General features: G+C 63.2%; 20 protein-coding genes. 7 read left to right on the top strand and 13 right to left on the bottom strand.

Annotated elements, in window-relative coordinates:
* Positions 1-15: 15 nt before the first annotated feature.
* Genes D8767_RS11115 through nicC form a run of 3 tightly spaced genes read right to left on the bottom strand, consistent with a single transcriptional unit; the run spans position 16 to position 2,733 of the window.
* A complete protein-coding gene (locus tag D8767_RS11115; RefSeq protein ID WP_016711456.1) occupies positions 16-768 on the bottom strand; it encodes an Asp/Glu racemase in 753 nt (250 codons plus the stop codon).
* A 13-nt stretch (positions 769-781) separates the two neighbouring features.
* Positions 782-1,588 (bottom strand): N-formylmaleamate deformylase, encoded by an 807-nt coding sequence (nicD, locus tag D8767_RS11110; RefSeq protein ID WP_016711457.1) that lies wholly within the window; start codon positions 1,586-1,588, stop codon positions 782-784.
* A complete protein-coding gene (gene nicC / locus D8767_RS11105) occupies positions 1,585-2,733 on the bottom strand; it encodes a 6-hydroxynicotinate 3-monooxygenase (protein WP_016711458.1) in 1,149 nt (382 codons plus the stop codon). Before nicC ends, nicD begins: the two co-directional genes overlap by 4 nt.
* 330 nt (positions 2,734-3,063) lie before the next feature.
* Here nicC and D8767_RS11100 point away from each other — a divergent pair, with 330 nt between their 5' ends.
* The 4 genes from D8767_RS11100 to D8767_RS11085 all read left to right on the top strand — a co-directional run bounded on the left by D8767_RS11100 (position 3,064) and on the right by D8767_RS11085 (position 8,863).
* The gene (locus tag D8767_RS11100) at positions 3,064-4,116 is read left to right on the top strand and encodes a 2,5-dihydroxypyridine 5,6-dioxygenase (RefSeq protein WP_016711459.1); all 1,053 of its coding nucleotides are present in this window, start codon (positions 3,064-3,066) and stop codon (positions 4,114-4,116) included.
* A 70-nt stretch (positions 4,117-4,186) separates the two neighbouring features.
* On the top strand, positions 4,187-4,663 hold the full coding sequence (locus tag D8767_RS11095) for a MarR family winged helix-turn-helix transcriptional regulator (protein WP_016711460.1): 477 nt from the start codon (positions 4,187-4,189) through the stop codon (positions 4,661-4,663).
* Between the two features lie 166 nt (positions 4,664-4,829).
* The gene (locus D8767_RS11090; RefSeq protein WP_016711461.1) at positions 4,830-5,303 is read left to right on the top strand and encodes a (2Fe-2S)-binding protein; all 474 of its coding nucleotides are present in this window, start codon (positions 4,830-4,832) and stop codon (positions 5,301-5,303) included.
* Positions 5,300-8,863, top strand: coding sequence for a molybdopterin cofactor-binding domain-containing protein (locus tag D8767_RS11085; RefSeq protein ID WP_016711462.1), 3,564 nt, complete (start codon positions 5,300-5,302; stop codon positions 8,861-8,863). The genes D8767_RS11090 and D8767_RS11085 overlap by 4 nt, the downstream gene beginning before the upstream one ends.
* Before the next feature lie 3 nt (positions 8,864-8,866).
* On the opposite strand, the gene D8767_RS11080 is transcribed toward D8767_RS11085, so the two are convergent.
* A complete protein-coding gene (locus tag D8767_RS11080; RefSeq protein WP_016711463.1) occupies positions 8,867-9,505 on the bottom strand; it encodes a TetR family transcriptional regulator in 639 nt (212 codons plus the stop codon).
* A gap of 105 nt (positions 9,506-9,610) precedes the next feature.
* Here D8767_RS11080 and D8767_RS11075 point away from each other — a divergent pair, with 105 nt between their 5' ends.
* On the top strand, positions 9,611-10,573 hold the full coding sequence (locus tag D8767_RS11075; RefSeq protein WP_016711464.1) for an XdhC family protein: 963 nt from the start codon (positions 9,611-9,613) through the stop codon (positions 10,571-10,573).
* Positions 10,574-10,677: 104 nt separating this feature from the next.
* On the opposite strand, the gene D8767_RS11070 is transcribed toward D8767_RS11075, so the two are convergent.
* Entirely contained in the window at positions 10,678-11,379 is a 702-nt protein-coding gene (locus tag D8767_RS11070) for a FadR/GntR family transcriptional regulator (RefSeq protein ID WP_016711465.1), read from the bottom strand.
* Between the two features lie 96 nt (positions 11,380-11,475).
* Here D8767_RS11070 and D8767_RS11065 point away from each other — a divergent pair, with 96 nt between their 5' ends.
* A complete protein-coding gene (locus tag D8767_RS11065) occupies positions 11,476-12,222 on the top strand; it encodes a FadR/GntR family transcriptional regulator (RefSeq protein ID WP_016711466.1) in 747 nt (248 codons plus the stop codon).
* Between the two features lie 2 nt (positions 12,223-12,224).
* Here D8767_RS11065 and D8767_RS11060 read toward each other — a convergent pair whose 3' ends face one another.
* From D8767_RS11060 to D8767_RS11025, 8 genes are all read right to left on the bottom strand, one after another.
* Entirely contained in the window at positions 12,225-14,027 is a 1,803-nt protein-coding gene (locus D8767_RS11060) for a glycosyl hydrolase family 28 protein (protein ID WP_016711467.1), read from the bottom strand.
* A gap of 28 nt (positions 14,028-14,055) precedes the next feature.
* A complete protein-coding gene (locus tag D8767_RS11055; protein ID WP_029380197.1) occupies positions 14,056-14,832 on the bottom strand; it encodes an ABC transporter ATP-binding protein in 777 nt (258 codons plus the stop codon).
* 11 nt (positions 14,833-14,843) lie between these two features.
* On the bottom strand, positions 14,844-15,683 hold the full coding sequence (locus D8767_RS11050) for an ABC transporter ATP-binding protein (protein ID WP_028699478.1): 840 nt from the start codon (positions 15,681-15,683) through the stop codon (positions 14,844-14,846).
* An 11-nt stretch (positions 15,684-15,694) separates the two neighbouring features.
* Complete coding sequence (locus D8767_RS11045) at positions 15,695-16,609, bottom strand: ABC transporter permease (protein WP_016711468.1); 915 nt, start codon at positions 16,607-16,609, stop codon at positions 15,695-15,697.
* A 62-nt stretch (positions 16,610-16,671) separates the two neighbouring features.
* On the bottom strand, positions 16,672-18,282 hold the full coding sequence (locus D8767_RS11040) for an ABC transporter substrate-binding protein (RefSeq protein WP_063977461.1): 1,611 nt from the start codon (positions 18,280-18,282) through the stop codon (positions 16,672-16,674).
* A 50-nt stretch (positions 18,283-18,332) separates the two neighbouring features.
* A complete protein-coding gene (locus D8767_RS11035) occupies positions 18,333-19,346 on the bottom strand; it encodes an ABC transporter permease subunit (RefSeq protein WP_016711470.1) in 1,014 nt (337 codons plus the stop codon).
* A 68-nt stretch (positions 19,347-19,414) separates the two neighbouring features.
* Positions 19,415-21,025, bottom strand: a complete 1,611-nt coding sequence (locus D8767_RS11030; protein ID WP_016711471.1) for an ABC transporter substrate-binding protein — start codon at positions 21,023-21,025, stop codon at positions 19,415-19,417.
* A gap of 68 nt (positions 21,026-21,093) precedes the next feature.
* On the bottom strand, positions 21,094-22,248 hold the full coding sequence (locus tag D8767_RS11025) for a mandelate racemase family protein (protein ID WP_019096746.1): 1,155 nt from the start codon (positions 22,246-22,248) through the stop codon (positions 21,094-21,096).
* 343 nt (positions 22,249-22,591) lie between these two features.
* Between D8767_RS11025 and D8767_RS11020 the strand changes: the two genes are divergently transcribed.
* Entirely contained in the window at positions 22,592-23,317 is a 726-nt protein-coding gene (locus D8767_RS11020; RefSeq protein ID WP_016711473.1) for an oligogalacturonate-specific porin KdgM family protein, read from the top strand.
* Positions 23,318-23,339: the final 22 nt, after the last annotated feature.

Genomic DNA, 23,339 nt, shown 5'->3' with positions numbered 1-23,339 from the left:
GTCCGCCTCCCGGTTTCAGTAAGCGCCCGACAGCAAGGCGCCAGCACCCGGCACAATCGGCTCCAGGTCCAGCGCCTTGAGCATGGCGTAGGTGGTGGCGATGGCGGCGGTGACCACAGGTTTGCCGGTTTGCGCTTCGACCTTGGCCACGGCTGGCAGCGATTGCATCTGCACGCAGGCCGAGAGTACCACCACATCCACGCCTTCCAGGTTCATGCCGGCGACGATGCCTGGCAGGTTGGCCGGGTCGTGGCGGGCCACGGCGAGGTTGTCGGGGATTTCCAGCGCGCGCCAGTCCAGCACTTCAAAGCCTTCCTCGCGGATGTAGTTCACCACCAGTTCGGTCAGCGGCTTCATGTACGGGGCAACGATGGCAATGCGCTTGGCCTTCATCACATGTAACGCTTCTACCAGCGCACCGGCACTGGTGATGACCGGCGCCAACGCATCATTGTCGGCGGTGGCCTGCTGCAGGCGTTTTTCCGATTGGCGGTGGTAGCCCAGGCCCATGGCCATGATCGCCACCAGGCAGGCGTAGCCCAGCACATCGACCTTGGCGTCGGACAGTTCCACGGCGCAGCGGTCGGACTCGGCATCCATGGCGGCCAGCTCTTCCTTCTTCACCTGCTTCATGCGCATGCGGCTGGAATGGAAGGTGAAGCGCTCGGGGCGGATGGCCTGGCGTGCATTGAGCATCGCCGGAATCTCGGTTTCCATGGTGGTGTTGGAACTCGGCACGATCTGGCCGATGCGGTATAGCTGGGTCATGTCTCGTGCTCCGTCAGACAAGGGGTTGGTCGAGGAAGTCGCCAAAGGCGGCGAAGAAGCCTTCAAGGTCATCCCAAGGGATCATGTGGCCGGCGTTATCTACCTGTACCACCTGGATATCTGGCTTCAGCTCGCGGATTTCGGCTATGTCGCGGGGCTCGATCACCCCGCCGCGCCCCGCCACCATCAGCAGCGCCGGCTGGCGCACGGCAGGCAGGTCCTGGTGGATATCCACCTCGTGGAAGTCATCGAAGGCGCGCACGATTGCCGGCTCGTAACAGGTGTGCAGCCACTCGGCGCGCAGGGCCAGTTGCTCGTCGCTCCAGGTGGCACAGAAGGCGCGCATGTCGTCGCCGCTCATGCCAACCGTGGCTTGGCGGATCGAGTCGACATACCACGGCAACTTGCTCGGGTAGACGCGGCGCCCCGGCCCGGATACCGGAGGATCAACCAGCACCAGTCGCTGTAACCCCGACGCCCCTTGGGCAGCAGCACGAATGGCAAAGCGCGCCCCCATCGAGTGCCCGACCAGGTGATAGCTGCCCAGGCCCAGCGCAGCAGCAAACGCGGGGATGTCTGCGGCACAGGCGTCCGTGCCGTAATCCAGCCCAGGCCCGCTCTCCGACAACCCACGCCCACGCACATCCAGCACATAGGTATCGAAGTACTGGCCAAGGCGCTCGGCCACGAAGCCCCAGGTAACCGCCGGGCTGGTGATGCCCGGCACCAGGATCAGCGCATGGCCCTTGCCGCCGTAGCGCAGAAAATGCTGACGGATGCCATTGGCGCTGACGTTGCCGCCGGCGACGAAGGTACTCATGCCGCCTCCCCGCTTTTGAGCGGCTGCCCGTAGAGGTCGTAGCCATAGACCCAGGCCGGGTCTTCCTGGGTGTAGAGCCAGGTGTTGGCATTGGATACCGACTGCACCTGCGATGCCCGCTCCTTGCGGTTGGCCTCGTACAGGGCGAACGCGGTGCGGTGGTCGGACAGCCCGGTCTCTTGCAGGCAGCGGGTCAGCATGGCCGCATCCTCGATGGCCATGCAGGCACCCTGGGCCATGTGCGGCTTCATCGGGTGGCAGGCGTCACCCAGCATGACCAGGCGGCCACGGCTCCACAGCGGCAACGGGTTGCGGTTGCGCAGCGGCCACTTGGTGATCGATTCGGTCGCGTCGATCAGCTTCTGCACGGTGGGGTGGTAACCCTCGAAGGCGGCGCGCATTTCCTCCTGGCTGCTGTCCACATAAGCCCCCTGGAAGTCCCAGGCTTCATGCGGCACACCGGTGACGAAGTAGTACTCGTCACGCTTGCCGGTGGTGTAGTAGACCATCATGTGGCGGTCTTCGGACCACCACTTCACGCAGGGCTCGAACACATCGGCATGCTGCGCCAGGTTCACCCCGCGGATCAGTGCCCGGTGCGCGACCCAGCCGCTGTAGTTCGGCGCTTCAGCGCCCAGCAGTTCTTCGCGGATCTTCGAATGGATGCCATCGGCACCGATGACGATGTCAGCCACGGTGTGCGTGCCGTCGGCGAAGTCCAGGCGGACCTGGTCGCCTTCGTCGACAATCTTTTGCAGGCGCTTGCCGAAGTGCACGGTGCCCGGCTTGATCGCGTCGATCTGCAGCGCGTGCAGGTCGCCACGGTGAATGGTGATGTAGGCGGCGCCGTACTCGCGACGGGCAAATTCGCCCAGCGGAATGCGCGACAGGTAATCACCGGTATTGCCGTCGCGGCTGAACCAGAAGTCCGGGTGCGAGCCCATCAGCTCCAGCTTCTGCTCCAGCCCCATGCGGCGGAAGATTTTCATCACGTTAGGGCCGATATGAATGCCCGCGCCAAGGCGGGTGAATTCCGGCGCCTGCTCGAACACCTCGACATCGAACCCAGCCTGTTGCAGCAACGTGGCGGCGGCTGCCCCACCCAGACCCGCACCGACGATTGCGATTTTCTGCCTACCCCGCATGGGTATCTCTCCTCTTGTTCTGATGTGTGGCCGGCGGCTCGACCGCCTGACGATTTAGAGCGTATACGCTGTAATTGAATTTTGAAAAGAGGGGCAGGCAAATATTTTTCAAACAGCTGATCGAAAAGTTCAGCCAAAGCTCTGTTACCGCAATCACTGGACTTATGTGTGAATAGGTAACGTTTTACAGATAACTTGCGCTCACCGGCGGGATGCGCTTTCATCTGCAAAAGTAGGGTGTACACACTATTAATTTGCACCGAGATGAAGCGCCAGGCACTGCCTTGGTGCAGCACCTCTTCCTCATCAACGCCGCCCAGGAGAACCCCGATGCCGGTGAGCAATGCGCAACTGACCCAGATGTTCGAGCACGTACTGAAGCTGTCCCGCGTGGACGAGACGCAGAGCGTCGCCGTGCTCAAGAGCCACTACTCCGACCCGCGCACGGTCAACGCGGCGATGGAAGCTGCGCAGCGTCTGAAGGCCAAGGTGTATGCGGTGGAGCTGCCCGCGTTCAACCACCCCACGGCGATGGGCAACGACATGACCGCCTACTGCGGCGACACCGCGCTTACCGGTAACCTGGCGGCACAACGGGCACTGGAAGCGGCCGACCTGATCGTCGATACCATGATGCTGCTGCACTCGCCCGAGCAGGAGCAGATTCTCAAGACTGGCACGCGCATCCTGCTGGCCGTAGAGCCACCGGAAGTGCTGGCGCGCATGCTGCCGACCGAAGACGACAAACGCCGCGTGCTGGCTGCCGAAACCCTGCTGAAACAGGCGCGCAGCCTGCACGTGCGGTCCAAGGCCGGCAGCGACTTCCACGCCCCGCTTGGCCAGTACCCGGCCGTGACCGAATACGGCTATGCCGACGAGCCAGGGCGCTGGGACCACTGGCCCAGCGGCTTCCTGTTCACCTGGCCGAACGAGGACAGCGCCGAGGGCACACTGGTGCTGGACGTGGGCGACATCATCCTGCCGTTCAAGAACTACTGCCGCGAGCGCATCACCCTGGAGATCGAGAAAGGCTTCATCACCGGCATTCATGGCGGCTTCGAGGCCGAGTACCTGCGTGACTACATGAAGTACTTCAACGACCCCGAGGTGTACGGCATTTCGCACATCGGCTGGGGCCTGCAGCCACGCGCGCAGTGGACGGCCATGGGCCTGCACGACCGCAACGATGGCATGTGCATGGACGCCCGCGCCTTCTACGGCAACTTCCTGTTCTCCACCGGCCCCAACACCGAGGTCGGCGGCAAGCGCAAGACCCCGTGCCACCTTGACATTCCGCTGCGCAATTGCGACATCTACCTGGATGACCAAGCCGTGGTCCTGGCCGGCGACGTGGTCGCACCAGAGGAGTCGCGGGCGCGATAGGGGTTATACTGGCCGGGCGCTCCGCTCTTGGCGGCCGGCCAGCCTCTTTCCACCCAGCCCAAGCCATTCTATGTCGATAAAAACCACCCCCAGCAGCGCCCCGCTTGACAACACCCCCTACGACGTTACCGAACAGGTCGGCCACTTGCTGCGCAAGGCTTACCAGCGGCACACGGCGATCTTCCAGCAGCAGGCTTGCGACCCGCAGCTGACCTCGATCCAGTTCGTCACCCTGTGCGCCCTGCGCGACCACGGCCCCAGCTCCCAGGCCGAGCTGATCAAGGCGACTGCGGTGGACCAGGCAACCATCCGCGGCATCGTCGACCGTTTGAAGGCACGCGAATTGGTGCAGTTGTCGCCAGACCCGAGCGACCGGCGCAAGGTTATCGTCGAGCTCACCGACAATGGCGCTGCCTTGCTGGACGAAATGATCCCCTGCGCCCGGCAGATCAGCGAGCTGAGCATGGGCAGCCTGAATGCAGGTGAGCGTGTGGCTATCCTGTACCTGCTGCGCAAGATGATCGACAGCGACGAGAACGCCGGCTGACCTCAAGCTTTGGGGCTGCTACGCAGCCCCAGTCACAACTGCCCTCCCAAAAAATCATCCCTGGCCCGCTTCTTGCTCACTCATTTCATGTAGTGAGTACTTACCGAATTTCTCTCCCCGTTTGAGTCCTTCGGTAGCGCAAGCAACCTCCAGAGATGAGCCAATAATGCAAACAACCCTCTCCCTGCGGGTCAACGGCCAAGCCGTCGAAACCAGCGCCGCGCCCGACACACCGCTGCTGCTGGTCCTGCGCAACGACCTGTGCCTGAACGGCCCCAAGTACGGCTGCGGCCTGGGCGAATGCGGGGCGTGCACGGTGATCATCGACGGCGTGGCTGCACGCTCGTGTGTCATTCCCTTAGCTGGCGCCGAGGGCCGTGACATCACCACCCTCGAAGGGCTGGGCAGCAAGGCCGCGCCGCACGCAGTGCAACAGGCGTTCATCGACGAACAGGCCGCCCAGTGCGGTTACTGCATGAACGGCATGATCATGACCGTCAAGGCCTTGCTCGACCGCATCCCAAACCCCAGCGACGAACAGATCCGCAATGAACTGCGCGGCAACCTGTGCCGCTGCGGCACCCACGTCGAAATCCTGCGCGCCGTGCGCCGCGCTGCCCAGACCCGGAGCAAAGCATGAACCACTCTCAACAGGTGCCCAGCCGTGAGCAACTGCTGGCCAAGACCGGCGTGCTGCTGATCGTCGACCAGATCACCCCGCCCTCCGGCCCCGTGGCCAAGGGCGTAACGCCCGTGGTCAAGGAACGCGAACTGGCGTTGTTCATCGCCGTCAGCGACGACGGCATGGTCTATGCCTTCAACGGCCACGTCGACCTGGGCACCGGCATTCGCACCTCACTGGCACAGATCGTTGCTGAAGAGCTGGACCTGCGCATGGACCAGGTTCACATGGTTTTGGGTGACACCGAACGGGCGCCGAACCAGGGCGCAACCATTGCCAGCGCCACCTTGCAGATTTCCGCCGTGCCTTTGCGCAAGGCCGCGGCCACGGCGCGGCGCTTCTTGCTGCAACAGGCCGCGCAACGGCTTGCTTGCGCCCCCGAAGCCCTGCGCATTGAAGAAGGCGCGGTGATCGCCAGCAATGGCAGCACGCTGAGCTTTGCCGAACTGGTGCAAGGCGAAAACCACCAGCGGTACATCGCCGACGATGCGCCGCTCAAGGCCATTGAGGACTACCGCCTGGTCGGGCGCAGTGCCGCACGGGTGGACATCCCCGGCAAGGCCACTGGCGAGCTGACCTACGTGCATGACATGCGCCTGCCCGACATGCTGCACGGCCGGGTCATCCGCCCACCCTACGCCGGCCACGACAGCGGTGACTTCGTCGGCAACAGCCTGCTGGCGGTCGACGAAACTTCCATCGCCCACGTGCCCGGCGTGGTCGCGGTGGTGGTCATCCGTGACTTTGTCGGTGTGGTGGCCGAGCGCGAGGAGCAGGCCATTCGCGCCGCCCATGACCTGAAGGTCAGCTGGAAGCCCTTTACCGCCAAGCTGCCTGACCTCAGTGATGTTGCCCAGGCCATCCGCGACAACCCGCGGGTGCAGCGCACCGTGCTGGACAAGGGTGATGTCGACGGCGGCATCGCCAATGCCAGCCAACGCCTGAGCCGCAGCTACCTGTGGCCGTACCAGTTGCATGCTTCTATTGGCCCGTCGTGCGCGCTGGCCGACTTCACCGATAACCAGATCCGCGTGTGGTCCGGCACGCAAAACCCGCACCTGCTGCGCGCCGACCTGGCCTGGCTGCTGGAATGCGCCGAAGACCGCATCGAAATCATCCGCATGGAGGCTGCTGGCTGCTACGGCCGCAACTGCGCCGACGATGTGTGTGCCGATGCGGTGCTGCTGTCGCGTGCCGTGCAGCGCCCGGTGCGGGTGCAGCTGACGCGCGAGCAGGAACATGTGTGGGAGCCCAAAGGTACCGCGCAGCTGATGGAGATCGACGGCGGCCTGAACGCCGATGGCAGCGTGGCCGCCTACGACTTCCAGACCAGCTACCCGTCCAACGGCGCCCCAACCCTGGCGCTGCTACTGACCGGCGCCGTGGAACCGGTGCCGGCACTGTTCGAGATGGGCGACCGTACCTCGATCCCGCCGTATGACTACGAGCACATGCGCGTCACCATCAACGACATGACGCCGCTGGTGCGCGCCTCGTGGATGCGCGGTGTATCGGCCATGCCCAACAGCTTCGCCCACGAGTCGTACATCGATGAGCTGGCCTTCGCGGCGGGTGTAGACCCGGTCGAATACCGCCTCAAGCACCTGTCCGACCCGCGCGCCATCGACCTGATCAAGGCCACCGCCGAACGCGCCGCATGGCAGCCGCATACCCAGCCCATGCAAACGCAAGCCGAAGGTGACGTACTGCGTGGCAGGGGCTTTGCTTATGCACGCTACATCCACAGCAAGTTTCCCGGCTTCGGCGCGGCCTGGGCGGCGTGGGTGGCTGATGTCGCGGTAGACCGGCGCACCGGCGAGGTCGCCGTCACCCGTGTGGTGATTGGCCACGATGCCGGGATGATGGTCAACCCGGAGGGCGTGCGACACCAGATACACGGCAACGTCATCCAGTCCACCAGCCGCGTGCTCAAGGAACAAGTCAGCTTTGAGGAGTCGACGGTGGCCAGCAAGGAATGGGGCGGCTACCCGATCCTGACCTTCCCCGAGTTGCCAGCCATTGACGTGATGATGCTGCCGCGCCAGCACGAACCGCCGATGGGCAGTGGCGAGTCGGCCTCGGTACCCAGCGCGGCCGCCATCGCCAACGCTATTTTCGACGCCACCGGCATCCGCTTTCGCGAACTGCCGATTACGGCGGAACGGGTGCGCGCAGCGCTCGGTGGCGAGGGCCAGGAGCCTGATGCCCCCACACAGGAACACCCCACAAAGAAGCGCTCGAAGTGGTGGTTCGGCTCGCTGGCCGGGGTATTTGGCGCAGCCCTGGGCATGCTCGCCACTGCCCTGCCCTGGCGCGCTGAAATCGCCCCGGTAACCCCGCCTGGTGCCGGCAGCTGGAGCGCGGCGATGCTCGAACGCGGGCGCCAGGTGGCGGCAGCCGGTGACTGCGCCGTGTGCCACACGGTCAGCGGCGGCAAGGTCAATGCGGGGGGGCTGGCGATGGAAACGCCGTTCGGGACGCTGTACAGCACCAACATCACCCCCGACCCGGAAACCGGTATTGGCCGCTGGTCATTCGCCGCCTTCGAGCGGGCCATGCGCGAAGGCATTAGCCGCGATGGCCGGCACCTCTACCCGGCCTTCCCCTACACCTCGTTTCGCAACATCAACGATGCCGACATGCAGGCGCTGTACGCCTACCTGATGTCGCAAACCCCGGTACGCCAAGCGGCGCCCGCCAACGACATGCGCTTCCCGTTCAACCAGCGGCCGCTGATGGCGGGCTGGAATGCGCTGTTTTTGCAACGCGGCGAGTACCAGCCCGACCCGCAACGCAGTGCGCAGTGGAACCGTGGCGCTTACCTGGTCGACGGACTGGGCCATTGCACGGCCTGCCACTCGCCACGCAATTTGATGGGGGCGGAGAAAGGCGGCGGCAGCTACCTTGCCGGCGGCAGGGTCGACGGCTGGGAAGCCCCGGCACTGAATGCCCTGGGCAAGTCGGCAACGCCTTGGAGCGAAGACGAACTGTTCACCTACCTGAGCACCGGTTTTTCCGAAAAGCACGGTGTGGCGGCAGGCCCGATGGGGCCAGTGGTCAGCGAGCTGGCCACATTGCCCAAAAGCGATATACGCGCCATCGCCCATTACCTCAGCTCGCTCGACGGCGAGCCTGCGACGCTTGCAGCCAACGCTGCGCCGCAAGCGGATATCCAGGTGTCGCTGAGCAACGGTGAGCGGGTATTCAAGGGCGCGTGCCTGGCCTGCCACAGCGATGGCCTGGGGCCGAAGCTGTTGGGTGTCAGCCCGTCGATGGCGGTGAACAGCAACGTCCACAGCGACCTGCCGGACAACCTGCTGCGCGTGGTACTGCACGGCATACCCACCCCGGCAACCCGAGACCTTGGCTACATGCCCGGCTTCAAGGACAGCCTGTCGGACCGCCAGGTCGCCGACCTGGCGGCCTACCTGCGCCAGCGCTTCGCCGCCGACAAACCGGCCTGGCAAGGGCTGGCAGCCAAGGCCGCGCACATACGCGCCAACCCTGGCAGCCACTGAGGGTCAGCGGCGCAACCCGCGCAGGGCCAGGTCGCTGATGAAGGCCAGCCAATCGGCCTTGGCCTGCGGGTCGGCCAGGTCCACGGCCAGGAACGAGCTGAGGGTATGGCGGTTGGAATTATAGAAATAGCAGAGCGAGGCAATCATCAGGTAGGCGTGGGTGATGTCGATGTCGTTGCGGAACAGGCCCTTGGCCTGGCCCGCCTCGATGATCGGCCGCAGCACGCCGACCGCCTCGCCAGACAATGCCTTGAGGTTTTGCGACTTGCGCGCGTGCTGGCCCTGGTGAAGGTTCTCGGTGGCAAGAATGGTGACGAATTCGGGGTGGCGCACGTAGTAGTCCCAGATGAACGCCACCAGCTCACGCAGGGCTTTTTCCGGGTCGTCGAGGTCGATGCGCAGCTTGGCTTCGGCCTGGTTGAAGCTGGCGTAGATGTGCTCCAGTACACTGATGAACAGCTTCTCCTTGTTGCCGAAGTAGTAATAGATCATCCGGTCGTTGGACTTGGCCAGTGTGGAGATCTGCTCGATACGCCCACCGGTGAAGCCTTCCTTGCTGAAGACCTTCACCGCGGCCTTGAGGATGTTGTCCCGGGTGCGGTCGGCCTGTTGGGCGCGTACACCGGTTTTGCGAGTTTGCATGTCGGTCCCTGTGGGGCTGGCCAGATACCCAACACTGCCACAGACGTTGGGCCATTGCGCGGCTTTTTCGGCTGGGCTGAGACGATATGAGCGAGGTAGCGGAGCATGCAGCATCTCGACCTGCAGGTGATCGACAAAGCCCTGCAATGGGCCAGGGCCGGGGACACGGTGTGGCTGTGCACGGTATTGTCCACTTATGGCTCGGCCCCTCGCTCGCCTGGGGCGATGCTGGCTTGCCGCAGCGCGCAGGATTGGGTCGGTTCATTGTCTGGCGGCTGTGTCGAAGAGGAATTTCTCGGCAACCTGGCGCAAGGTGCATTTACCCAGCAGGCACAGGTGGTGCGCTATGGCGATGGCCAGGAGCAGAGCCGGCGCTTGCGCCTGCCTTGCGGTGGCGTATTGGTGGTGCTGGTGGAGCGGCGACAGGCGGACGGCGCATGGCTGGAACACCTGCAATCGCTGCAAGGGGCGCTGTTGGGCCAGCAGCGGGTGACGCGCAAGGTCAGTTTGCCGGCAGGTGATTTCAGCTTGCATGGCGACAACGGCGGGGCCGTACGCATGGACGAAAGCGCCGTGCATATTGGCATCGGCCCCGCACTACGGCTGGTGCTGGCCGGGCTGTCGCCCGTCGCCGAAGCCTGCGCCGACATTGCCCGCACGCTGGGCTGCGAAGTCATCGCCTGCGACCCGCGTGAAGAGATGGCGCATGTCGAGATAGAGGGCGCACAGATGCATCGGGTGCTGCCCTCACTGTTTATCGCGGCGGGTGGTTGCCATGCAGCGACTGCCGTGGTGGCGCTGACCCACGATCCGAAAATCGATGACCTGGCGTTGATGGAGGCGGTGCATACCCCGGCGTTCTACATCGGGGCGATGGGCTCGGCGGCCACCTCGGCCCGGCGTGCCGAGCGGTTGCAGCGGATAGGCGGGTTGACCGCCAAACAGATAGAGCGACTGCACATGCCAATCGGGCTGGACCTGGGCAGCAAGTCGCCAGCGGAGATCGCGCTGGCGGTGATGGCGGATGTGCTGAGGGTGTACCGGGGCAAGGCGCGGGATGCGCTGTGAGCGGCACTAAACGAGATGGGTAGACTCGCATATGCACGCCAGCATAGGCGTAACTGTTTACGCAATCACTGCATAGAATGAACCTGTTGTATCTTTGATCACTCTTAAAAATCCTTATCCCTCTGGTGAGCGCGTGTCAGGCAGTTCATCAGATGCAGCCGCATGGCAGCACGGGCAGCACCGGCATCCTTGCGGGTGATCGCGGCATGCACTTGCTCGCGCTCCCGCGCTTCCAGTGCCCGCTGCTCGGCATCACCCCCTGATACTGCTGGCTGGGCCGCGGCCAGCAAGGTATGCCCAAGGTGGGTCATGGTGTCGATGAAAAAGCTGTTGCCCGTGCATTGGGCTATCTGCAAGTGAAACTCGAAGTCGGTACGCATGCAGGGCACAGACTGCGTATCGACGGCCCCATCGAGCGCCGCCCGCATGGCAGCCAGTTGCTCCGGGGTTGCACGCTGGGCAGCAATGGCGGCCGCCTCGACCTCAAGGCAAAGCCGCAACTCGATGATCGCCACCGCGTTGTATGCACCGCCCATTCCGGGGCTGGCACTCTGGAAGTCACCTGCCGGGATGGCGTCTACCACGAAGGTGCCGATACCACGGCGGGTTTCTACCAGGCCTTCGGCCTGCAACCGTGACATGGCTTCGCGCACCACGGTACGGCTTACGCCCCGCGCTTTGGTCACGGCTTCTTCGGTGGGCAATTTGCTACCCGCCGGCAATTCACCCGAGAGAATCTGCTGCGACAGGTCATGCACCAGTTGCTGTGCGAGATTCAGGCGTTTTTCCGGGGGGGCAGAAGCCATTGGGCGAACCTTTGCAATACGGAAGAGCCCGGAGTATACCCGCTGCCCGGGGCCAAAACGCACTATACTGGCCGCTGCCCACACAAGAGCACAGCAATGCCGGACCCTACCACCAGCCCCACCCAACCGCCCCGCCGCCTGGCCGAAGCGCTGGTCGAACGCTTTGCCCAACGCATGCGCGAGGGCACACTCAAGCGTGGTGACAAGCTGCCGACCGAAGCGACGCTGATCGAAACCGAAGGTGTCAGCCGCTCGGTAGTACGCGAAGCGTTGTCGCGCATGCAGGCAGCGGGCCTGGTCGAGACCCGCCACGGTGTAGGCACCTTCGTGCTGGACATGCCGGCACCGGAGAGCTTCAACGTGGGGCCGGCAACCATCAGCCTGCTGTCCGATGTGCTCGACCTGCTGGAATACCGCCTCAGCCTTGAAGTGCAAGCCGCCGGCATGGCCGCCGAACGGGCCACGCCGCAAGCGCTCGAAGAATTGCAGCAAGCATTGGAGGCGCTGATGCAAGGCCCGGAAAAGTCCGGCAGCACGACCAACGCCGATTTCCAGTTCCACCTGAAAATCGCCAAGGCCGCAGGCAACCAGTACCTGATCGACATCATGAAGCATCTGGGCACCAAGATGATCCCCCGCACGCGCATGAACTCTGCCTACACCGGGCAGAGCAACCGCAGCACCTACCTGGCCGGCATCAACGCCGAACATCAGCAGATCTACGACGCCATCGCCAGCCGCCAGGTCGACGCGGCGCGCGCCGCCATGTACCTGCACCTGAGCAACAGCCGTATGCGCCTGCGGGAGGCGCAACGGTTACAGGCATTCTACAGCGAGGCCTGAGGCTACGGTGCGGGCTCCACGTCCGTGTAGGCAAGCCCTTGGCTGCCCTGTACCTGCCAAGGGTTGGCGCCACCGGTATCGGTGAAGCGCAGCCCGTCGAAGCGCGAATCTTTCAGGCCATCGATCTTCACCGGGGCCGGCCCACTGAAGCGCACCCGCTCGAACACCAACCCCTGGTGCCAGGCGCCATGACCGCTATCGCCTTTCACCTCGATGGCGGCGGTGCGGGCGTTTTCCACGCTCACGTCACTGACCGTGATATCCCGGAACTGCCCCGCCACCGTCGAACGTTTGTAATCGAGCTTGGCATTCGGGTCGTTGTAATCCAGGGTGAAGATGAAGGCCTGTTTCGCTGTGTTGCGGATGGCCGAATCACGGAAGGTAACGTGACGCGCACCACCGCCCATGAAGTTGGTGCTTTTCATGCGCAGCCCGGCATCGGTACCATCCGAGACGTTGTCCTCTGCCAGGATGTTCTGAATCCACGCGCCGGTATGGCTGCCCGCCACGACCATGCCATGGCCTTTGCGGAAATAGTTGTTGAAGATCCAGGCATCCTCCTGCGCCTTCTGGTGGACCGCATCCGCCCCGGTACCGGCGGCAAAGTTGACGCAGTCGTCACCGGTGTCGAAGAAGTTGTTGAATACCAGCGCGCCACGACTGTTGGCAAACTCGATACCGTCGCCGTTGTTGGCGTCGTAAGTACGGTGCGTGGTGTTGGCCAGCACCACATTCTGCGTTTCCAGGTTCATGATGCCGTGATAGGCCGGGTTCACCACCGTGAAGCCGCCATAGAACACGTTTGTCACATTGCGCAGGGTGATCAGCGACGAGCGCATCTGCCCGTAGGCATCCTTGACGTTCATGCCCTCGGCCACCGCCCGCGCCACCTGCGCCTTGGCCAGCACGCCGTCGTGCATATAGCGGGTGTTGTCGCTGGGCAGGTAGAAGGGCAAGGCTCGCCCGCGCTCGTCGACCACGTCCGGGTTACGCTTCCAGCCATTGCCGTCGATGGTGCCCTTGCCGACGATGCGGATGTTCTCGAAGGCCTGGTGCGCATGCGGGTCGCGCGGCAAGGCATTGATCAGCGAAGCCGGGCGCACGGTGGTGGAATACGGGTACTGGATATAGCCCTGGCGCGGGTAGTCCTCGGCACGTTCGGAACCCAACAGGGTAGCGCCCTCGGCGATTTCCAGGGTCATGTCGCTCTTGAGGTAGAGCGCCCCGCTCTTGTACGTGCCGGCAGGCAGCAACACCTTGCAGCCTTTGCTGCACGCATCGATGGCGCGCTGAATGGCAGCCGTGTCGAGCGCCTTGCCATCGCCCTTGGCGCCGTAGCGCTGCACGTTGAACAGTGCCGGTACGTCGGTGGTTCGCTGCACCACCACGGGGCTGTCAGCAGACTCTTTGCCATGGCGATCGACCGAGCGCACGGTGAAGCGGTACTCGGTATCGGGTGCAAGCCCCTGGGCGGTGAAGCTGTGAATGGCGATGCGGTGGTGGAAGTTGTGCAGGTCCTGCTCGTAGAACCGGTCAATGTAGGGTTTGGCCGGTGACACTTGATCGTTGTTGGCGTTGCTGGCCCCCAGCAATCTGCCATTGGCATACACGTGGTAGTCGACGATTTCGGCATGGCTGGCGGGCTTTTCCCACACCAGGATGATCTGCCGGTCGTCGTAGGCCAGCGTCGGCACCTGGACCTTTGCAGGGGCCTCTACGGCCCACAGTGGCAAGCTGCTGCCCATGGCCAGGGCAGCCACGGCAGCACGCACCCGCCAAACGGGCGCAGGGTTGGCATTCGGCATGTTCTTGTCTTCCTTGTAATTGCCGGGTTCAGGCCGACATGGCCGGGGCGGCGTCGGCGCTGAAGTCGCGGCTGGCTTGCACCAGCATTCGGGTGTAATCGTGGGTGGCCTGGTCCTGGCTCAGTGCCCGACAGTCCAGTTGCTCGACGATACGCCCCTGCTGCATCACAGCGACCTTGTCGCACAGGTGGCTGACCACGCCCAGGTCGTGAGTCACCATCAGGTAGGTGAGCTTCTCGCGCTGACGCAGGTCCGACAGCAGGTTGAGGATCTCTGCCTGCACCGACACATCGAGGGCCGACGTGGGCTCATCGAGCAACAGCACCCTGGGCTCAAGGATCAACGCCCGGGCGATAGCCACGCGCTGACGCTGGCCGCCAGACAACTGGTGCGGGTAGCGGTAACGGTAGCTGTCGTTGAGGCCTACCTTGATGAGGATGTCGTTGATGCGATCGTTGCGCTCATCCATGCCGTGGATCACCAACGGCTCGCGCAGTGCAGTGTCGATGGTATGGCGCGGGTGCAGCGAGCCATAGGGATCCTGGAACACCATCTGCACCTTGCGAAAGTGCTCCTTGGGAAGCTTGTGCTGCAACGGTACACCGTCGATGCTCAGGGCCCCGCTCCAGTGCCGGTACTGGCCGGCCAGGCAGCGCAGCACCGTGGTCTTGCCAGAGCCGGACTCCCCTACCAGGCCAAAGGACTCGCCATCTTCGACACTCAGGTCGACATTGTGCAGCACCTGGTTGAGCGCGGCGCCAACGCCAAAGCTCAGGTTCAACGCGTGTGCTTGGATCATGGACATGGTCAGTTACCTCAGCAGGAGAGCCACAGCGGGTCGCGTTGCAACACGGGCAAACGCGGGCGGCGGTTGTCCATGCTTGGCAAGGCGGCCAGCAGGCCTCGGGTGTAGGGGTGTTCGGCACGGTGCAGGTCACTGGCCGCCAGCGACTCCACCACGCGCCCGGCATACATCACCAGCACCCGGTCACAGTAATTGCGCACCAGGTTCAGGTCGTGGCTGACGAAAATCAGCCCCATCTGCTGCTCTACCACCAGCTCTTCGAGCACGTTGAGCACCTGCTGGCGTACCGACACATCCAGCGCCGAGGTCGGTTCGTCGGCAATGATCACTTCCGGGTTGGTGATGACCATCATCGCGATCATGATGCGCTGGCCCATGCCGCCGCTCACCTCATGTGGATAAAGGTTGTAGACGCGCTTCGGGTCACGGATATGCACCTTGTCGAGCATCTGCAGCACCCGTTCACGGGCCTCGCTGCGGCTGGCCCTGTGGTGTGCCAGGTAGGCCTCGGCAATCTGGTCGCCAACGCGCACCACCGGATTGAGCGAGTACTTGGGGTCTTGCATGATCATCGAAATACGCTGGCCGCGGATTTTCTGCATGGCCTTTTCGCTGGCACTGAGCAGGTCGACATCGCCGAACTGCAGGGCTTTTGCGGTGATCTGCGCGCTGCCAGGGTGCAGCTTGAGCAAGCTGCGGCCAACCGTGGACTTGCCCGAGCCGGACTCACCGACGATGGCGAGCTTTTCCCGGCCCAGGGTGAACGACACGTCACGCACCGCGTGCATCACTTTCTTGCCGTTGACGAAGCGCACATTGAGCGATTCGACATTGAGTTTGAGCGCTGACATAAAGCCTCCGGTTATTCGCTACGCGGGTCGAGAATGTCCCGCAGGCCATCGCCCAGCAGGTTGAACGCCAGGCTCACCAGCATGATTGCCGCACCGGGTACCGCTACCAGCCACCAGCATTCGAGCATGTAGCGCCGCCCCGTGGAGATCATCGCCCCCCACTCCGGCAACGGCGCCTGCGCACCCAGGCCGAGGAAGCCCAGCGCCGCCGCCGTGAGGATGATGCCGGCCATGTTCATGGTCAGGCGGATGATCACCGACGACAGGCACATCGGCACGATGTGGCGCAGGATGATGCGGGTCGACGACGCGCCCTGCAGCTCGACGGCCACCACGAAGTCGGCCTTGCGCAGCGACAGGGTTTCGGCGCGGGCCAGCCGTGCGATCGGTGGCCAGGAGGTTAACGCGATAGCCACCACCGCATGCTCAAGGCCAGGGCCCAGTGCAGCGATGAAGGCCAGCGCCAGCACCAGGCTGGGGAACGAAATGAAAATGTCGGTGACGCGCATGAACACGGTATCGACAATGCCGCCGAAATAGCCCGACACCGTGCCGATGAACAGCCCGATGGGGCCGACGATGATCGTCACCAGGGCGATGATGTAGAGGGTGATGCGGGCACCGTAGACCAGCCGACTGAAGATGTCCCGTCCGTATTCGTCGGTGCCGAACCAGTGCGCGGCGCTGGGTGCCTGCAAGGCGTTGGCCAAGTTCTGGATGACCGGGTCGTGGGTGGCGATCCACGGCGCGAACGCCGCCACCACGACCAGCAGCAAGGCCACCAGCAGGCCTGCCAGGGTCATCGGGTTGCGCACCAGCAGGCGCAGCACCCGAAGGCTGCTTTTGCCAAGGGCCTCAAGGCTGGACGCGGGGGCGTCGGCCTGCCGCTTGGCGGTGGTTTCGGTAGAAGAGATGTTGGCAATCATCGGCATGTTCTCGATGTGGAATCATGGCCACTCGGGGTACCCACAGGTGCCCCAGGCGGTTCTCAACGTTGCTTGTAGACGCCCAGGTAGCGGGTGGCTTCGGCGTCATCGCCGCTGAAGCCCTTGACGTCGGCTGCGCTCACGGCGGTGTCGGTCATCTGGGAAATCATCATGATCGGCCCCACCTCCTCGTCGTACAGCTTCTGCGCCTGCTGGTACATGCCCAGGCGTTTGGCCGCATCGCGCTCGACACCTACCCGGTCGATCAGGTCATTCAGCGGGGGGCTGAAGAACGACGCGCGCCAGCCCTGGAAGTTGGGCAAGCCAGCGCTGTCACTGTTGTCGGGGTTGTAGACGAAGGTGCGCAGGCTGAAATACGGGTGCGGGTAACGCTCGGCGCCCCGCGCCACGATCATTTCAAAGTTGCGGGCGCGCATGGCGCCATACACCTGGTTGCCGGTACCGGTGACGATACTGGCCTTGATGCCACCTTCGGCCAGGGTCGACTGCATGCGTGCGGCGATATCGATGAAGGGCGGTTCGGACAGCGTGCGGATGGTTGTGCTGAAACCTTGTGGGTAGCCCGCCTCGGCCAGCAGTGCCTTGGCTTTGGAAACATCCAGCTTGTAGCCAGGGTCTGGCAACCGGGCCTCGAGCCCAAGCTGCATCGGTTGCTGGTTGAGCTTGCCGTAATGCGGCATCACCTGCTGGTCCAGGCCCTGGTAGTCGATCAGGTTGCGCACCGCTTCGCGGACTTTGCGGTTGGCAAACTCCGGCTGCTTCATGCTCATTGCCACGTAGTACAGGGTGCCGCGCTGCAGAGCCTGCACTTGGAGTTTGTCCGAGCTTTCAATGGCCTTGATATCCGGCGCCGCCATGCCGTAGGCCAGGTCCAGGTCGCCGCGTTCGAGCATCAGGCGCAGCGACTGCGACTCGGTCATGTGACGCACCAGCACCCGTTTCATCTTGGCCGGGCCTGCCCAGTAACCGTCGAAGCGGGTCATCACCAGCGCATCGTTGGCGCTCCATTTGGTCAGGGTGAACGGCCCGCTGCCGGCTTCGTTGGTGACCAGCCAGGCCGCGCCCAGGTCACCGTTCTTCTCATGCTCGAGCACTTGCTGGCGGTCGACCACCACAGCGCTGGGTGACACGGCCAGCGAGTCGATCACCAGCAAAGGGTCTACCGGCTGCGGCAGGTCGATCACCAAGGTATGGCTGTCGGTCGCGCGGATCAGCGTTTGAATGTTTTCGACACTGTAGCCGTAGGCCTTCCAGGTGGTGGCCAAGCCATAGTTGAGCTTCATCACCCGGTACAGCGACCAGGCCACATCCTCGGCAGTGAGCGGGTTGCCGGAATGGAACGTGACATCAGTGCGCAGGCGGAAGGTAATCTGCTTGCCGTCTTCACTGACGTCCCAGCGTTCGGCCAGTTGTGGCAGGTGCTTCTCCGGGTTGCCCTGGTCGCGCTTGATGAGCGTGTCGTAGAGGTTGGCATTGATGCCAGAGGCATCCAGGCCGGGCGCGTTGGCCGGGTCGATGGAGAACAGGTTGACCATGCTCATGCCGACGATCAACTGGTCGGCAGGGGTTTTCGCCTGCACCGCAGCGAGCGGGCCGAGCAGCAGCACCGCGCCCAGCACAGCCATGCGCAGCGGCGGGAATACAGTCTTCATGGGGCATCCTTCTTTTTATAGTTATTCAATGTGTTCACGCTGATTGGGGGCTAGCGGGTCCTGGGGTCGAACACCTTGTACAGGGCATCGCTGATCAGGTTGAGTGCGACGAAGATCAGGCCGATGATCAACACGCAGCCCATCACCGCGTTCATGTCACCGAGCATCAGGCTGCTGGTGAGGTACTGACCGAAACCGGGCCAGGCAAATACGGTTTCGATCAGCACCGCCCCCTCCAGCAACGAGCCATAGGCCAGGGCGACCACCGTGAGCAACTGCACGAGGATGTTGCGGAACGCGTGGTTCCAGACCACCTGGCGGCGTGACAGCCCCTTGACCCTGGCGGTGATGATGTATTCCTGCGACAGCTGCTCGAGCATGAAGCTGCGGGTCATGCGGCTGATGTAGGCCACCGAGTTCAGCCCCAGGATCAACGCCGGCAGGACGATATGGCGCAACGCGCTGGTGAAGGCCTCCCAGTCACGCGCCAGCGCCGTGTCGATCAGCAGCAGGCCGGTAACCTCATCGACCATGCCGTCATAGGCCAGGTCGATTCGCCCTGCCCCACCTGCCCAGCCCAACCAGGCGTAGAACACCAGCAGCCCCATCATGCCGACCCAGAAGATGGGCGTGGAATAGCCGAACAGGGTAATCACCCGCGCCACGTGGTCGCCGACCCGGCCCTGGTTACTGGCCGCGACCACCCCCAACGGCAGGCCGATCAGCACGCCGAACAGGATTGCCAGGGTCGCCAGTTCAATGGTGGCCGGGAAGACGCGTTTGATGTCTTCGAGCACCGGGTGGCCGGTGAGCAGCGCATTGCCGAAATCACCGTGTAGCAAGTCGTTCAGGTACAGCCCGAACTGGACCCAGATCGGTTTGTCCAGGCCCATCGCCCGGTATACCTGGTCGTAGGTGGAGCTGTCGGCATCCGGGCCGACCACTGCCAGCACCGGGTCCAGCGGCATGACCCGTCCGATGAAGAACGTCAGCGCCAGCAGGCCAAGCAAAGTCACCAGCACCGTGCTGGCCCGGCGAGCGGTGCCCGAGACACGGGCACCCATTACAGAGGCAGTCGAAGCACACATAACAAGCTCCTGAAAAAGCATTCACCAATCACGCAGGCTTTGCCTCAACGCGACTTGTAGACGTCTTTGTAACGGGTGGTGGCCGCGGTATGGCCCTGGTAGTCCTGCACATCGTGGTAGAGCACTACGGTGTCGGTCATCTGCGACACAGGCAGGATGCCCCCCACCTGCTCGTCCAGGGTTTTCTGGATTTGCTGGTACTGAGCCAGCTGCTGCGCCTTGTCGGGCTCGACTTCCGCCTGCTCGATCAGGCGGTTCAGCTCGGGGCTGTAGAACGAGGTACGCCAGCCCTGGAAGTTGCTCAGCTTGGCTTCGTCACGGTTGTCCGGGTTGTACACCAGGGTGCGCAGGCTTGAATGCGGGTGCCGCTCAGCGCCACCACCACCGCGCCCGACCAGGATGTCGAAGCTGCGCTCACGCATGGCGCCGTAGATCTGGTTGCCGGTACCGGTGACGATGGTGGCCTTGATACCGGCCTGGGCCAGGGTCGACTGCAGGCTGGACGCAATGTTGATGAAGGGCGGCTCGGTGAGCACGCGGATGGTGGTCTTGAAACCCTCGGGGTAACCGGCTTCGGCCAGCAGCTTTTTCGCTTCGGCCACGTTCAGGGCATAGCCCGGATCATCCAGCCGTGCTGGCAGGCCAAGCGGTAGCGGGCGCTGATTGAGCTGGCCATAGTGCGGCATCACCGTCTGGTTGATGCCTTGATAGTCGATCAGAAAACGCACCGCCCGGCGCACGCGCACATCGTCGTAGGGCTTGTTCTTCACGCTGAGGGCCACGTAGTACAGGGTCCCGCGCTGCACGGTCTGGGTGCGAACGTTGTCAGACTTCTCCAGCGCCTCGATGTCTGGCGCGGACATGCCCTTGGCCAGGTCCAGGTCACCCCGCTCCACCATCAAGCGCAGTGACTGCGACTCGGTCATGTTGCGCATGACGATGCGCTTGAGCTTGGCCGGGCCGCCCCAGTACCCGTCAAAACGGTTCATCAGGATGACATCGTTGGCGCGCCACTCCTTGAGCGCGAACGGCCCGCTGCCCGCCGCGTGGGTGGTCAGCCAGGCACCGCCCATGTCATCGCCCTTCTGGTGCTGCTGCACCACCTTGCGGTCGAGGATGAAAGCGCTGGGCGAGGTAGCCAGGGTATTGAGCACCAGCAACGGGTCAGTCGGCCGTGGCAGCTCGATGACGAAAGTAGCGTCATCGACAGCGCGCATGTGCTGGTCGACATTGTCCGCCGAAAACCCGTAGGCCTTCCAGGTCGACGCCAAGGCCAGGTTGAGTTTGAGTACACGCTGCAGCGACCAGGCGACATCCTCGGCACTTAGCGGGTTACCGGACTGGAACGTCACGCCCTTGCGCAGGTTGAACGTGAGGGTCTTGCGGTCATCGCTGACCTGCCAGCTTTCAGCCAGCGCCGGCAGCAGTCGGTCCGGCTGACGCACGTCCTGCACCAGCAGCATGTCGTAGAGGTTGGCATTGACCTCGGACACATCCAGCCCAGTGGCCGCCGCCGGGTCGAGGGACAGTAGATTGATCATGCTCATGCCGACGATCAACTGATCTGCCGGGGTTTTCGCGAAAGCAGCAGGTACCGAGGTCAGCGCCAGAGACGCAGCAAAGACCCCCGCCCAGAGTGTGGGGATAACGCTCATGTGAGATCGCCTTTTTATAGTTATTGGACGCTCGGGCGGCACGCAGCGACGCGTGCCGCCATGACGAATCAGAAGCTCTGCAGCGTATTGGTTTCGACGTAGTCGAAGTCGATGTCCTCACCCAGGCCCGGCAAGTTCGACAGGTGCACGAAACCGTCTTCGTCCATCGGGTCGACCAGGCGTTTGAGGTAGGCAGGTACCTCGTCATAGTCAAGGTACGGGTGCAGCAGGCCGCGCTCGTACCAGGTGCAGTTCTTGATCGCCCCCACGACCGCCAGGTTGGCGGCACCGTTGCCATGGATCTCGCAATCCATGCCGAATGATTCGGCCATGTGCGCAACCTTCAGGCACGGTGCAATGCCCCCCACACCGGCAACCCCCGCTCGCAGGATGTCGCACACATCGTTCTTCACCCAGCTGGCCCGGCTCAGGTGCTTGCCACCGAGGCTTTCCGGGCCAAGCACCGGGATGTCCAGCTGCCCGGCCAGCCAGGCGTAGGACTCGGCGGAATCTTCCATCATCGGCTCTTCGAACCAGGCGAAGTCGAGCTTTTCCAGGGCGCGGCCGATGGTGAGGGCTTCGGTACGGCTGTACCAGTGATAGCCATCGATCATCAGCGCGATGTCCGGCCCCACGGCCTCGCGTACGGCGGCGCATGCCTTGATGTCCATGCTCACGCTGGGCGCGAACGACACCGGTGGCATCCAGGTGTGCAGCTTGATGGCCTTGTAGCCGCGCTTGACCAGGGTTTCGGCGAAGCGACCGTACTCCTCCGGCGTCGACAGGCCGCCCGGCAACTCATCACCGCACATGGTCGAGCCATAGGCCGGCACCTTGTCGCGGTAGCCACCAATCAGCTTGTGCACCGGCAGGTTCAGCTTGCGCCCGGCCCAGTCCCACAGTGCCTGCTCGACCAGCGCCAGGGCGCGGTCAGTCAGCTGGCTGGCGCTGCCGCGCTGCCAGTGGGCCAGGTCGTGCCAGATTTTTTCACGGTCGAAGGCATTGGCGCCAACCAGCACCTTGCGCACGAAGTTATCCAGCACATAAGGGCGAATGAGTTCGGGCGCACCCAGCGCATAGCCTTCGCTGCCGCACTCGGTCCTGATGCGCAGCAGGGCCATTCTGGCCTGGGTCACATCACCTGGGTGGGCATGGCCGGCGCTGTCTACGGCGCGGCGCGTGGGGTAGGAAAACACCTGGACGTTTACAGCAGTAATGATCATGGACGTCTGAGCCTTCTTATTGGATTTGTGGCGGGTGAGTCACGCTCTGGAGGCCATCCTACGTCATCATACAACATTTGAAAAGCACGACTTTAAAGTCGCAAAAACCCCCGATTCATGGTGCTCATGACAATCATTAGCTCCCCACCCAAAGGCTTTTCAATTGCCAAAAACACCGGAATAGAGCCATCCAGACAAGTGATCAGACAACATTTCAATAATTCGTAGACAGCCTCACAGTCGTACGATAACTTATTTGAAAAATCACGGAGCGCTCACCACCTCACCCCACCTTGCTCACACGCCTCATCACGTCCTCAACAAAAACAAAAAAAGAGATCGCATGAACATCACACTTCGCCGCCTCATCGCCGCCAGTACGCTCGGCTTGTCGTTCTACGCCTGCGCGGACTCTGCCAGCATCAACTACCGGCACGGCTTCACCGAAGACGACAGCATTCACTCCGACCGGATAAAGCTGAGTTACCGCAAGGACAGCGGCCTGGGGTTTGCCGCAGAAATCAAATACAAAACTGCCGGCGACCGCGAAGACGTCGCCTACGACAACATGGTCAACAACGGCCACGAGTTCACCGTGGACTACAACTACAAGACCAGCCCCAAGTCGACCTGGACCCCCGCCTTCCAGATGGACAGTTCCAAGGATGCGACTACCTACAAATTCGGCTTGAAGTACAGCTACAAACTCAGCGACACCTGGTATGTCGCCACCCGCGTGCGCCACGACGCACGTAGCCTCGACCGGGATCAGGTCGACCACAGCAAGGCTGACCGCGCCAAGGACGACCAGAACACCACCCGCCTTGAAGGCTGGCTCGGCTACACCCCCAGCGGCCCGTGGGCATTCGAGTACCAGTACATCCACTTCACCACCGACTACATCCGCTACGACAACAAGAAGCGCGACTACGAGCAGAACCTGATCATCAAGTACAAGCTCAACAAGCAGTGGGCACCGTTCATGGAAGTGGGTGACATCAAGGTCAACAGCTACACGGACGATCGCCAGGCCCGTTGGCGCCTGGGTATCCAATACAACTTCCTGTAAGGGCAACCGCCCACCCATGCCG

It is taken from the genome of Pseudomonas sp. LTGT-11-2Z, from assembly GCF_003691445.1.
Classification (GTDB): Bacteria; Pseudomonadota; Gammaproteobacteria; order Pseudomonadales; family Pseudomonadaceae; genus Aquipseudomonas; species Aquipseudomonas monteilii.
This window is presented reverse-complemented; position numbering and strand designations above follow the sequence as displayed.

Coding starts and splice junctions, on each gene's coding strand:
- D8767_RS11115 (WP_016711456.1), bottom strand. CDS start 768: ATGACCCAGCTATACCGCATCGGCCAGATCGTGCCGAGTTCCAACACC.
- nicD (WP_016711457.1), bottom strand. CDS start 1,588: ATGAGTACCTTCGTCGCCGGCGGCAACGTCAGCGCCAATGGCATCCGT.
- nicC (WP_016711458.1), bottom strand. CDS start 2,733: ATGCGGGGTAGGCAGAAAATCGCAATCGTCGGTGCGGGTCTGGGTGGG.
- D8767_RS11100 (WP_016711459.1), top strand. CDS start 3,064: ATGCCGGTGAGCAATGCGCAACTGACCCAGATGTTCGAGCACGTACTG.
- D8767_RS11095 (WP_016711460.1), top strand. CDS start 4,187: ATGTCGATAAAAACCACCCCCAGCAGCGCCCCGCTTGACAACACCCCC.
- D8767_RS11090 (WP_016711461.1), top strand. CDS start 4,830: ATGCAAACAACCCTCTCCCTGCGGGTCAACGGCCAAGCCGTCGAAACC.
- D8767_RS11085 (WP_016711462.1), top strand. CDS start 5,300: ATGAACCACTCTCAACAGGTGCCCAGCCGTGAGCAACTGCTGGCCAAG.
- D8767_RS11080 (WP_016711463.1), bottom strand. CDS start 9,505: ATGCAAACTCGCAAAACCGGTGTACGCGCCCAACAGGCCGACCGCACC.
- D8767_RS11075 (WP_016711464.1), top strand. CDS start 9,611: ATGCAGCATCTCGACCTGCAGGTGATCGACAAAGCCCTGCAATGGGCC.
- D8767_RS11070 (WP_016711465.1), bottom strand. CDS start 11,379: ATGGCTTCTGCCCCCCCGGAAAAACGCCTGAATCTCGCACAGCAACTG.
- D8767_RS11065 (WP_016711466.1), top strand. CDS start 11,476: ATGCCGGACCCTACCACCAGCCCCACCCAACCGCCCCGCCGCCTGGCC.
- D8767_RS11060 (WP_016711467.1), bottom strand. CDS start 14,027: ATGCCGAATGCCAACCCTGCGCCCGTTTGGCGGGTGCGTGCTGCCGTG.
- D8767_RS11055 (WP_029380197.1), bottom strand. CDS start 14,832: ATGTCCATGATCCAAGCACACGCGTTGAACCTGAGCTTTGGCGTTGGC.
- D8767_RS11050 (WP_028699478.1), bottom strand. CDS start 15,683: ATGTCAGCGCTCAAACTCAATGTCGAATCGCTCAATGTGCGCTTCGTC.
- D8767_RS11045 (WP_016711468.1), bottom strand. CDS start 16,609: ATGATTGCCAACATCTCTTCTACCGAAACCACCGCCAAGCGGCAGGCC.
- D8767_RS11040 (WP_063977461.1), bottom strand. CDS start 18,282: ATGAAGACTGTATTCCCGCCGCTGCGCATGGCTGTGCTGGGCGCGGTG.
- D8767_RS11035 (WP_016711470.1), bottom strand. CDS start 19,346: ATGGGTGCCCGTGTCTCGGGCACCGCTCGCCGGGCCAGCACGGTGCTG.
- D8767_RS11030 (WP_016711471.1), bottom strand. CDS start 21,025: ATGAGCGTTATCCCCACACTCTGGGCGGGGGTCTTTGCTGCGTCTCTG.
- D8767_RS11025 (WP_019096746.1), bottom strand. CDS start 22,248: ATGATCATTACTGCTGTAAACGTCCAGGTGTTTTCCTACCCCACGCGC.
- D8767_RS11020 (WP_016711473.1), top strand. CDS start 22,592: ATGAACATCACACTTCGCCGCCTCATCGCCGCCAGTACGCTCGGCTTG.